This window comes from bacterium (genome assembly GCA_026416715.1).
Lineage (GTDB): Bacteria > UBP4 > UBA4092 > JAOAEQ01 > JAOAEQ01 > JAOAEQ01.
The window spans coordinates 17,901-29,975 of the sequence record JAOAEQ010000032.1; the positions used below are offsets into that span (position 1 = coordinate 17,901).

Annotated in this window: 8 protein-coding genes and 2 pseudogenes; all 10 read left to right on the plus strand. The window is 43.0% G+C overall.

Annotated features, from left to right (window positions below; translation table 11 throughout):
• The first annotated feature begins 42 nt into the window (after nt 1-42).
• On the plus strand, nt 43-1,569 hold the full coding sequence (gene guaA, locus N3A72_11530; protein ID MCX7920209.1) for a glutamine-hydrolyzing GMP synthase: 1,527 nt from the start codon (nt 43-45) through the stop codon (nt 1,567-1,569).
• Between the two features lie 195 nt (nt 1,570-1,764).
• Nucleotides 1,765-2,904, plus strand: a complete 1,140-nt coding sequence (locus N3A72_11535) for an ATP-binding protein (GenBank protein ID MCX7920210.1) — start codon at nt 1,765-1,767, stop codon at nt 2,902-2,904.
• 266 nt (nt 2,905-3,170) lie between these two features.
• Nucleotides 3,171-4,337, plus strand: a complete 1,167-nt coding sequence (locus tag N3A72_11540) for a response regulator (protein ID MCX7920211.1) — start codon at nt 3,171-3,173, stop codon at nt 4,335-4,337.
• A gap of 115 nt (nt 4,338-4,452) precedes the next feature.
• Complete coding sequence (gene purS, locus N3A72_11545) at nt 4,453-4,695, plus strand: phosphoribosylformylglycinamidine synthase subunit PurS (GenBank protein MCX7920212.1); 243 nt, start codon at nt 4,453-4,455, stop codon at nt 4,693-4,695.
• An 88-nt stretch (nt 4,696-4,783) separates the two neighbouring features.
• A complete protein-coding gene (gene purQ / locus N3A72_11550; GenBank protein MCX7920213.1) occupies nt 4,784-5,479 on the plus strand; it encodes a phosphoribosylformylglycinamidine synthase subunit PurQ in 696 nt (231 codons plus the stop codon).
• A gap of 163 nt (nt 5,480-5,642) precedes the next feature.
• A complete protein-coding gene (gene purL / locus N3A72_11555; GenBank protein ID MCX7920214.1) occupies nt 5,643-7,898 on the plus strand; it encodes a phosphoribosylformylglycinamidine synthase subunit PurL in 2,256 nt (751 codons plus the stop codon).
• 58 nt (nt 7,899-7,956) lie between these two features.
• The gene (gene purF / locus N3A72_11560) at nt 7,957-9,333 is read left to right on the plus strand and encodes an amidophosphoribosyltransferase (protein MCX7920215.1); all 1,377 of its coding nucleotides are present in this window, start codon (nt 7,957-7,959) and stop codon (nt 9,331-9,333) included.
• A 208-nt stretch (nt 9,334-9,541) separates the two neighbouring features.
• Nucleotides 9,542-9,655, plus strand: a pseudogene (locus tag N3A72_11565) (prepilin-type N-terminal cleavage/methylation domain-containing protein).
• Between the two features lie 680 nt (nt 9,656-10,335).
• A pseudogene (locus N3A72_11570) lies at nt 10,336-10,431 on the plus strand (prepilin-type N-terminal cleavage/methylation domain-containing protein).
• Between the two features lie 606 nt (nt 10,432-11,037).
• On the plus strand, nt 11,038-12,075 hold a 1,038-nt coding region (locus tag N3A72_11575), incomplete at its 3' end, for a lamin tail domain-containing protein (protein ID MCX7920216.1).

The window sequence follows — 12,075 nt, forward strand, 5'->3', positions numbered from 1 at the left end:
TTGAATCTATATAAGCAAATCTAATAATCTGAGTAATCAATCATGATTTTAATTCTGGATTTCGGGTCACAATATACGCAACTTATCGCGCGTCGTATCCGTGAATTAAACGTTTATTGCGAAATTGTCGCTCCAACAATTTCAGCTACCCATATTCAAGGAAAGAAACCTAGTGGATTGATTCTTTCCGGTGGTCCTGCCAGTGTATATAGCAAGGATGCCCCGTTACCGGATAGTGATATTTTTAAGCTTAATATCCCTCTCCTCGGGATCTGTTATGGAATGCAGGTTATCGGACATTTACTCGGTGGAAAAGTTGAACCGGACCATAGACGCGAATACGGGCGTATTACTATCCAGATACTGAAACCGAACAAACTTTTTGCGCAGCTACCTCGCCGACAAACCGTCTGGATGAGTCACGGTGACCAAGTAGTCATTATGCCGCCGGGATTCATTCAGTTGGCGAAAAGCTCTAATACACCAATTGCAGCGATAGCCGATGGGAAACAAAAAATCTACGGAGTCCAGTTTCATCCGGAAGTTGTCCATACTGAATTCGGAACGCACATGCTCAAAAACTTTTTATTCCGAATCTGCGATTGTCAACCGAATTGGACCATGTCTTCCTTTATTCAAAAAGAAATTCACCATATTCGCGAAACGGTCGGGAGAAAAAAAGCGATTTGTGCGGTTAGTGGCGGAGTAGATTCAACGGTAACTGCGGTTTTAATGCATCGCGCGATTGGCAATGCGTTAACCTGTATTTTTGTTAACAATGGATTATTACGTCTGAACGAAGCGGAAAAAGTGAACTCGTTATTTCGGAAAACATTTGGTATCCAATTAAAGTATATTGATGCAACTGATCGATTTCTAAAAAAACTCGCTGGAGTAACTGACCCGGAACAGAAACGGAAAATTATCGGAAGAGAATTTATCCGCGTGTTCGAATCGGAAGCGAAGAAACTCACCCAGGTTGAGTTTTTAGCGCAAGGAACGCTGTATCCGGATGTAATTGAAAGTCGGTCAACGAAAGGACCGTCAGCGACGATTAAATCGCATCATAATGTCGGCGGGCTCCCCGAAAAAATGAAACTAAAACTCATCGAGCCGTTGAAAGAATTGTTTAAAGATGAAGTCCGATTGCTGGGGAAAGAACTCGGTATCCCGGCAGAATTTCTGCAACGTCAACCGTTCCCCGGTCCTGGTTTAGCGGTTCGTATTCTCGGTGAAGTGAATCAAGAGCGATTGGATATCTTACGTTTCGCTGACCATATTGTCGTTGAAGAAATCAAACGAGCTGGATGGTATACGAAACTCTGGCAATCATTTGCGGTATTACTTCCGGTTAAAACGGTTGGCGTTATGGGCGATGAACGAACGTATGAACATGTGATAGCGATACGGGCGGTGCATAGCGAAGACGGGATGACCGCAGATTGGGTACCGTTGCCGTATGACTTGTTAGGCAAAATCAGTAATCGGATTATTAATGAAGTTAAAGGGGTTAACCGCGTGGTTTATGATATCAGTTCGAAACCACCGAGTACTATCGAATGGGAGTAGTTTGTTAAATCCCAAATCTTAAATTCCAATATCAAAGAGAAAACAGTAGAAAGGACTTAAAACCTGAAAATGGAACAATAAAAATGGAACAATAAATCTGAATGTTCCCATCGTTCTTCTGGTGTTCCGATTTTATGTTGTTCAGTCAGCTTTTCGATATTTTGAGCTCTGTAATTCATTTGACATTTGGCTAATATGAAATGGACGATACAACGTCGAATAATCTGGTCGTTTGTTATCATCATTTTGATAACCGTTATGATCATTACGGTAACAATGATACCGTTTCTCACCTCAGTGATCCATGCGGTTCCTCAAGATATTGCGGATGTAATTTATCGCGGAGTAGTTAGTAGTATCTTAATTGCGGCTGCAGTAGCGGTAGCCGTTTCGGTTACAACTAGTATAATCTTCGCTCGATATCTCACCAAACCGTTAGAAGAGTTACGGCAGGGAGCAGAACAAATTGCTGCGGGGAAGCTCGATGTTCGATTACCCATAACCAGCAGCGATGAACTGAGTCAAGTTGCGGTTGCGTTCAATTCGATGGCGGAACAACTCCAGAAATCGTATGCTGAATTGGAACAGAAAGTGAAAGAACGAACCGCTGCATTGGAATATGCGAATCTCCGGTTACGGAAAGCTGACCGATTGAAATCTGAATTTGTTGCGAATATGAGTCATGAACTGCGTACCCCGTTAAATTCTATTCTTGGGTTTGCGGAACTATTAAAAGAACAAGCGTACGGTCCGCTAAATGAACAACAGTCACTATATATAAATAATATTGTAACCAGCGGAAAACATCTGTTAGCCCTGATAAATGATATACTCGATTTAGCGAAAGTTGACGCTGGTAAAATTGAATTACATCCAGAACCGTTACCTTTAGTGCAATTATTAGATGAAGTGCAAGCTATCGTTCGGTCGTTAGCGAAAAAGAAAAATATTCAGATACAGCGTGAAATTGCTCCGGAGATAACCTCGGTTACGGTTGACCACAGTCGGTTTAAACAGATTATGTATAATTTATTAAGTAACGCGATAAAATTTACGCCTGAGAATGGAACGATATCGATTTTCGTTCAGCTAGCAAGTAATGCGGTTCAGATTGCGGTGCAAGATACTGGAATCGGGATTGCTAAAGAAGACCAGGAACGGATATTCAACGAATTCGAACAAGTCGATGGTTCACGCGCACGGAAATATGAAGGTACCGGACTCGGGTTAGCGTTAACCAAACGGTTAGTTGAACTACATGGCGGGAAAATCTGGGTTGAATCCGAACTCGGTAAAGGCAGTACGTTTATTTTTACGATTCCAAATAAAAATTAATAATTAACAGTCTCGAGTTTTGAGCTGCTGGGCTGAAGCCCCAATGCAGAGAGCAACATTGTTCCCCCTATCTAAAGATAGGGGCTAGCCAATTTATCATGATGCACTAGGTTCGTAACCTTGCAATCCGAAAAAAAAATATATATATTGATTGATTATGCCTAGCCCTGAGTTTTAACTCGGGGAATTCAAGATGCAAAAACCAATTGGGTTTTAACCCAAAAGAAAATATACCGAGGTATTCTCAACAAGAGTAGAATAAAACTATGGACACACAAAATTCCCCGAAAGCTACAGTCCTGGTAGTAGATGATATCGAACAGAATGTGACGTTACTTGAAGCGTATCTCAAACTGGAAGGATATCGTGTGATTAAAGCATATAACGGCGAAGAAGCGTTACAGAAAGTTGAGCAAGACCCACCGGATATCATTCTGTTAGATATTATGATGCCGGGAATAGATGGCTATGAAGTCTGCTCGCGATTAAAAAACGATCCGAAAACCCAATTTATCCCCATCGTAATGGTTACCGCATTGCAGGATATTGAAGATAAAATTAAAGGGATTGAAGTTGGTGCAGATGATTTTATCTCCAAACCGTTTAATAAAGAAGAATTATTCACTCGCGTTAAATCGCTGCTGCGTATCAAACGGTTGAACGATGCATTGCAGGAAAGTTATCGAACCGTTGCCGAGCAGAACCAGAAACTCATTGAACTCGCTCAATTGAAAGATGGATTAACCCATATGATTGTTCACGATTTAAAAAATCCGTTAACCGCAATTATGGGTTATCTGCGGATAGTAACGTCAAATATGCTCGGGGAAGTGCCGGAGAAACAGGTTAAACCGTTAAACGATGCGTATCGGAATAGCGAGTATCTCCTGAATATGATTGCGAATCTATTGGATATCAGCCGAATGGAAGAAGGGCAACTTAAATTAAAATATGAAACCTTTCCGCTGCGTGAAATCGTTGAACAGAATCTTGAATCATTGAAAATCCTTGCGGAACCGGATAATAAAACCTTATCTATGGATATTCCGGATAATCTCCCACCGCTGAATGCGGATAAAGGATTATTATATCGGGTGTTAACTAACTTAATCAGCAATGCGATTAAACATACGTATCCGAACGAGGGGCAGGTTAAAGTTACCGCATCGTTCAACCCGCAGGACCAGATGATTCAGGTTAATGTTATTGATAATGGAGAAGGGATACCGAAAGAATATCAGGATAAAATTTTCGATAAATTCACGCAAGTTGAGACGAAAAAACTTGGAAAAAAATTTGATACCGGACTCGGATTAACCTTTTGCAAACTAGCAATAGAGGCGCACGGCGGTCGTATCTGGGTTGAATCCGAACCGGAAAAAGGCAGCACGTTCTCGTTTACAATACCACTTAAGCCTAATATCAAAAGTTAACTGCAAAGAACGTTTAGGCGTGGTTACGTTGTAAAGAATTAAGATAGTATCAACATGATAGTATCCTTTCTGCCTACTTTGCGACTTTGCAGTTAAGATTTTTAGGAGCGTAAAAATGTTCAAAGTTAATATTTATGTAACATTAAAAAAATCGGTGCTTGACCCGCAAGGGAGAGCGGTGCAGAACGCGTTACATTCGCTCGGATTTAAAGAAGTCGCTGAGGTGCGTGTCGGTCGGTTCATCCAACTGGAAATTAACGGCAAGAATAAAAAAACGGTTGAAAAACAGGTGCATAAAATGTGTGACCAGCTTCTCGCGAATCCTGTTATTGAGGATTACCACTATTCAATAGAATAAAATCTACTACAAAGGCACCAAGGCACAAAGTTTGACTGCGTATTCTTGGTGTTCTTCGAGTATGTATGGTTCTTAGGTATAAAAAATTATGAAAATTGGAATTATCGTTTTTCCAGGGTCAAATTGTGACCATGATTGTTACTATGTAAGTAAACATGTTCTGAAACAGGAAACAGTATATATCTGGCATAAAGAACATTCGTTACAGAACTGCGATTTGATTATTCTTCCTGGCGGGTTCAGTTACGGGGATTATCTGCGAACCGGCGCAATTGCACGATTCTCGCCCATCATGCAATCGGTAATAAAATTTGCTAATAACGGCGGGCTTGTGCTCGGTATCTGTAACGGATTCCAGATTCTGCTTGAAGCAGGGCTTCTTCCTGGGGCGATGCGCCGAAATACCACGCTACGGTTTATTTGCAAATATGTTTATATCCGAACCGAGAATACCGAAACGCCGTTTACCAACGTATGCCAACCGAACCGAGTCTTGAAAATCCCGATTGCTCATGGTGAAGGGAACTATTACATCGACGAATCAGGTTATCAAGAATTGATTAAAAATGACCAAATCATATTCCGCTACTGCGAGCCGAACGGCAGAATCACGGCGAACGCAAATCCGAACGGTTCGCTTGATAACATCGCTGGCATCTGTAATCGGGATAAGAATATTCTCGGACTAATGCCACATCCGGAACGAGCGTCGGAACCGATTCTCGGTTCAGCGGATGGTAAACTGATTTTCGATTCGATTCTGAACAGGTTCGCAATTGCGTAAATGATTGGCGATTAATAGACGAGATTGAGTGGAGTTGGGTGGGAATTGCTTTGAGCAATACCCACTCTACTCCGTTTGCAAACATAGGTAACAATCTCAATAATTAACATTAAATATCAGATATAACTCAAATAAAATCAAGTTATAATAAGAAATATACCTTATGCGAAATAACCATATTTGCACCACTGATATAACCCCGGAATTAATCGAACAACATGGGTTAACCCAAGAAGAATTTCAGCGGATACTTGATATTCTTGGCCGACAGCCGACTCTTACTGAGCTCGGGATATATTCGGTGATGTGGTCAGAACATTGCAGTTATAAAAGTTCTCGGATTCATCTGAAAAAATTCCCGACGAACGGACCGCGCATCTTGCAAGGTCCAGGCGAAAACGCTGGAATCATCGATATCGGAAACGGGCTCGCGATCGTGATGAAAATCGAGTCGCATAATCATCCGTCCGCAGTTGAACCGTATCAGGGCGCAGCGACCGGAGTTGGCGGAATTATCCGCGATATTTTCACCATGGGCGCGCGACCGATAGCGTCATTAAACTCGCTCCGGTTCGGGCAGTTGAACGACCCGAAATCGAAACATCTTTTATCCGGTGTTGTTGCGGGGATTGCCGGCTACGGAAACTGTATGGGAATTCCGACGGTTGCCGGTGAAGTATATTTTGAAGAGACGTATCGGGATAACTGTTTGGTGAACGTGATGTGTGTCGGGTTAGTTAAAACAGATAAGATTTATAAAGCGATAGCCTGCGGGAAAGATAATCCGATAATCTATGTCGGGTCGACGACTGGCCGTGACGGGATTCATGGATGCACGTTCGCCTCAGAAGAACTGGATGAACATTCGCAGGAAGACCGACCGTCCGTGCAAGTCGGTGACCCGTTTATGGAAAAGAAACTGCTGGAAGCGTGTCTGGAATTGATGAAACAGGATTATATTGTTGGAATTCAGGATATGGGCGCCGCTGGGTTAACCTGTTCAAGTTGCGAGATGCCAGCGAAAGGAAGAAGTGGGATTGAAATAGATGTAGCAAAAGTTCCGCGTCGTGCAACCGGTATGACACCGTATGAAGTGATGTTATCGGAATCGCAGGAACGAATGCTTATTTGCGGGAAAAAAGGGTACGAACAGAAAATTAAACAGATATTTGCAAAATGGGATTTGGAAGCGGTGGTTATCGGCAAAGTTCGAACTGATGGAATGATGCGGATTAAAGATGGAAACCAAATCGTAGCAGAAATTCCGGTATCATCGTTAACGGATGACGCGCCGGTATATAACCGTCCAGCGAAAAAACCGAAATATATTGATACGTTACAATCGGTAGATTTATCGAAATTACGAGAACCGAACGATTATAACCAGGTTTTACTGCGTCTTCTGAATTCGCCGAATATCGGTAGTAAACAGTGGATATACGAACAGTATGACCATATGGTGAGAACGAATACAATTGTTCTCCCCGGACAAGGAGACGCTGCTGTGTTACGTATCAAAAAAACGAATACGGCGATTGCGGTAACTACCGACGGTAACGGACGATACTGTTATCTCGACCCGAACCTCGGCGGACGGATTGCGGTTGCGGAAGCGGCGCGAAACTGTGTTTGTGTCGGTGCGAAACCGATTGCGATAACCGATTGTTTGAATTTCGGGAATCCGGAGAAACCGGAAATTATGTGGCAGTTCATTGAAGCGGTGAACGGAATCGCAGAAGCGTGTAAAACGCTCGGAACACCGGTAACGGGTGGGAATGTGAGTTTCTATAATGAAACGGAAGGAGTAGCTATCTACCCTACCCCAGTTATCGGAATGCTCGGTCTGATTGAACATTATCAATCGAATCCTCGGAGATATACTACGTTCGGATTTAAACATGATTCGGATTATATCGTTCTCCTTGGTGAAACGAAAGAAGAACTCGGTGGTAGTGAATATCTGAAAGTGATACATAACCGCGTTGCGGGGAAACCGCCATCACTCGATTTAGAAAAAGAAATGAGATTACATCAAGCAGTATTAACCGCAATTGCGCACGGATTCATTCATAGCGCACATGATTGCGCAGAAGGCGGACTTGCGGTCGCACTCGCGGAATGTTGTCTCGCTGGAAACATTGGCGCGAAAGTTAATCTTCCTGCAAAACGGTTCATGCCGTCAGTCGCGTTATTTAGCGAATCGCAGTCGCGTATTATCGTATCTGTGGCTGAGAAGAACCTGACCCGATTAGAAAAGATTATGCTACAATATCACGTTCCGATGACAGTGCTCGGATTAGTTGGCGGAAAGCAATTACATATCGGATTGAACGAACGCGGGCGAGGACGGCGCGACCATCTGATTGATATTCCAATTTCAGAATTGCATAAAGCATACTATAGCGCAATACAACTATAGAGTAATATTCAATATGAGCATTCTTTGCGCTTAGATTTTTATAATAAGGAATAAAAAAATGTCGTATTCTATAAAAGAATCCTGTGGTGTTTTCGGAATAGCCGGGTATCCGGAAGCAGCGAAAATAACCTATCTCGGTCTGTACGCTTTGCAGCATCGTGGGCAGGAAAGTGCAGGTATCGTTGCGCGGTATGACGAAGTATTTTCGAGTCATATCGCGATGGGATTGGTTTCAGAAATTTATAATGAACAGATACTGAATGCATTGAAAGGAACCACCGCTATCGGTCATGTTCGGTATTCAACCACCGGACATAGTCATATTCGGAACGCGCAACCGATACGGGTTACAACCTATCGCGGAGAATTAGCATTAGCGCATAATGGCAATTTGGTTAACAGCGAAATGCTCCGCACGCAGTTAGAAACTGAAGGGTCGATTTTTACCGGAACAACTGATACAGAAGTTATCGTTCACCTTATCGCGAAATCGAAAAAGGAAACGTTAGAAGAACAACTGGTTGATGCGCTGCAGCAGGTTCGTGGTGCTTATTCGCTGTTAGTGTTGAGCAAAGATAAACTGATTGGGGTGCGAGACCCGCTCGGATTCCGTCCGTTAAGTCTCGGCAAACTCGGCGATGCCTGGCTTTTAGCATCGGAAACCTGCGCGTTTGATATTATCGATGCGCAATATATTCGCGAAGTTGAACCCGGAGAAATGGTTATCATCGAAAACGATTTATCGCTTCGTTCCGTGTATCTTCCGAAAACAACGGCACAAAATGGAAAACATATTCAGCAATGTATTTTCGAATTCATTTATTTTGCGCGACCGGATAGTATCGTATTTAACAAGAAAGTGTTTAATATCCGGAAAGCGTTCGGGCGGCAGTTAGCGAAAGAACATCCGGCGGATGCGGATATTGTTATCCCAGTTCCGGATTCAGCGAATTTGCATGCGCTCGGATATTCCGCTGAATCGGGGATACCGTTTGAACTCGGGTTAATTCGGAACCATTATGTCGGCAGAACGTTTATAGAACCGACACAAAGTATTCGCGATTTCGGGGTTAAAATCAAACATAACCCGGTACGAGATGTGCTTGAAGGGAAACGAGTAGTGGTGGTTGAAGATTCGATTGTCCGTGGAACAACCTGCCGGAAAATTGTTAAAATGTTGCGGAACGGTGGTGCGAAAGAAGTCCATCTCCGAATAGCGAGTCCGCCGTATCGTTATCCTTGCTATTATGGTATCGATACGCCAACACGAAATGAATTGATTGCGGCAACGCATACACTCGATGAAATAAAAAAATATCTTCGCGTGGATAGTCTTGGATATCTTAGTATAGACGGTCTCCTGAAAGTTATGGGGGAAGAAGCGCCGGAGTTTTGTGTCGCTTGTTTTCGTGGAGATTATCCGGTGAAATTTTAATCTACATTTTGGAAGAAGCCCTGTAAAGGGCGATTGAATTTAGCCCAGCATGCAATGCTGGGAATGCAATCGGAGAAAAAAACGATATAGTCCCGTTCGGGACGGATGAATGAAAAAAAAATCTTTTCACCGCAAAGGACGCAGAGTGCGCAGATTTCTTCTTGGCATAGATCGATTTTATTTCGCTAAAACTTTATTAACTATCCAGATGGAATTAGCGTCATTGAACAAAAATAAACAAGGATTTACCTTAATCGAATTATTAATCGTCGTCGGGATTATTGCGATTCTATCTGCAATAGCGATACCGAACTTTATGGCCGCGCAAACTCGCGCTAAAGTAGCTGACGTTAAAACTGCGTTGCGAATAGGAATGCTCGGGTTAGAAGCATATTATGTTGACCAGACTGGTTATCCGCCGATGCGTGAATGGATAGCGGTTCCAAACCGAAGAGATTGTTATGAATATCCGTTTGAAATAACGACACCGATAGCGTATCTAACTTCTCGACCGACTGATCCGTTCAATATGTTTGAAGGCGGTCATTTAGCGATAAAATACCATCATCCGGGATTCGGTTATCATAACGGAACTGCAGCTCAATTAGGGCTTTGGGTTCCACGGGCATATCCAGATGACGAAGGTGCGGATGCAACTGATATTCTCTATCAAGGAACCACTGATTCTGGAACACAACGTCCTGCTACGGCGAGTCCGGTAAAATATGCGCTCTGGAGTTCTTCTCCGAATGATAGGAGCTGGAAATTATTTACGCACAAACCGGTACCGAAACGAATGTGGTATGACCCGACAAACGGAACGACCAGTCTCGGGTTTATCGTTCGATTAAGCGAATCGCGATAGGAGCAAAACAAAAAAGGAGATTTTCGGAAATAATTGTAATTAATGTAATTAATTTGTTTTTTTATTTGCTATAATATTTCTTTTTAGGTAGAATAGTATTAGTCATTAACTATGTTTTTTAAGGAGGTGAAAATGGTATGAAGAAAAAGAATATTTTGGGATTCACGTTGATTGAGTTATTGATTGTTGTAGCGATTATTGCCATTCTTGCAGCGATAGCGATTCCGAACTTCCTAGCGGCGCAGACCCGGTCGAAATGTTCTGCAGCGAAAAGTGGTATGCGCGTGGTTGCTACCGGATTAGAATCGTATTATGTAGATAATACCGATTATCCCGGCGCTCGTCAATATTACAGCCCGCATCCACAAGCAGCAAATAACTACATTATTCCATACGAACTGACTACGCCAATCGCGTATATCACCAGCTGGCCTAAAGACCCGTTTGACCGATATCAGACTGCAGGAACGATTCCACAACGGACACTGCGATATCGTGCGCCAGGTCCGGGATGGACAGACGGAATTCAGTCGGTTATTTCGATGTATGTTCCGTATAGTTTTCCGGGAGATGAACTCGGTGAAGGGTCAAGTGCGAGTGATGACCGGTGGTATACAGACCGAACGAAAGCGAATGTTAAATATGGATTATGGAGTGTCGGACCGGATGGAGATTTCGAGTCCGAATCCGGAGTACAACCGTGTCGGATGAAAAGTTGGTATGACCCGACGAACGGGATTATGAGTAACGGGAATATCTGCCGGTTCTCCGGTGGAATTGTTACTCCGTAAGGTTCAAGCAACAAAAATATTTTATAAGGTAAAGGAGGGATGATGTTTATGCAAAAAAGTTTTTTGATCATCTTAGGTCTTGTTTTGCTTGTTTTCACTCCGGGTTTTGCTGCGCATTTGTTGATTAGTGAAGTGGTAGTTACTCCGAGTTCGGCTGAATATATCGAAATCTACAATCCGGGACCGACTGCGGTTGACCTAACCAACTATTATCTAACTGATAGTATGGATGTAGTTGGTGGTAAACCGAATTATACTGGGATTGTTGATGGAACAGTAACGCCTACAGGTGCGGGAACCGATTTTTTGGTTAAATTTCCCAATGGTGCAACCATTGCACCAGGTGCATATATCGTGATTTCTGCAAATGCATTTTCGTCACAAGATATTCCCGCTACTTATAAAATTAGTACCTATGGACCCAGTACTGCAACTCCAATGGTTGTACCAACAAATGGTTTCGTGGGGGGTAGTACAAACGGGTTAATTTCTAATGCTAGTGAAGCAGTAATGCTGTTCTACTGGGATGGAACTACGGATACTGTGAAGGATGTAGATTATGTCTGCTGGGGAACTTCTGTAGCATATTTCTGTGATAAAACCGGGGTTTCGACAGATGGACCGGATGCAGATTCAACGCCTACCAGTTATTTAGCTGATACACCAACTGGTAATCAGAAGCCTGCTGCTGGTAACCATGCAGCGGGATATTCAATTCAACGGAAACAAACCAATCCGATTGAAGTTACTGAAACCTTCACCGGTGGTAACGGTCTAACGGGACATGATGAAACTAGTGAAGATTTCACTGCGACAGCTTCCGGTAGTTTTATCCAGAGCGTGTTACGTACCCCAGGATATGGTATGCCGTCAGATTTACCGCCAACGATTTCCGGAACGCTCTATTCTCCGGGAATCCCGACTTCTACCGATAGTATCCTAATTTATGCAACTGTAACTGATGATACGACCGGATTTACGGTACAGGTTAAATCGAATGTCGGGAATTACTCGATGTCAAATGTTAGTGGGAATCTCTGGACAGCATATCTTCCGCCACAACCGGATGGTACCGATATCAATTTC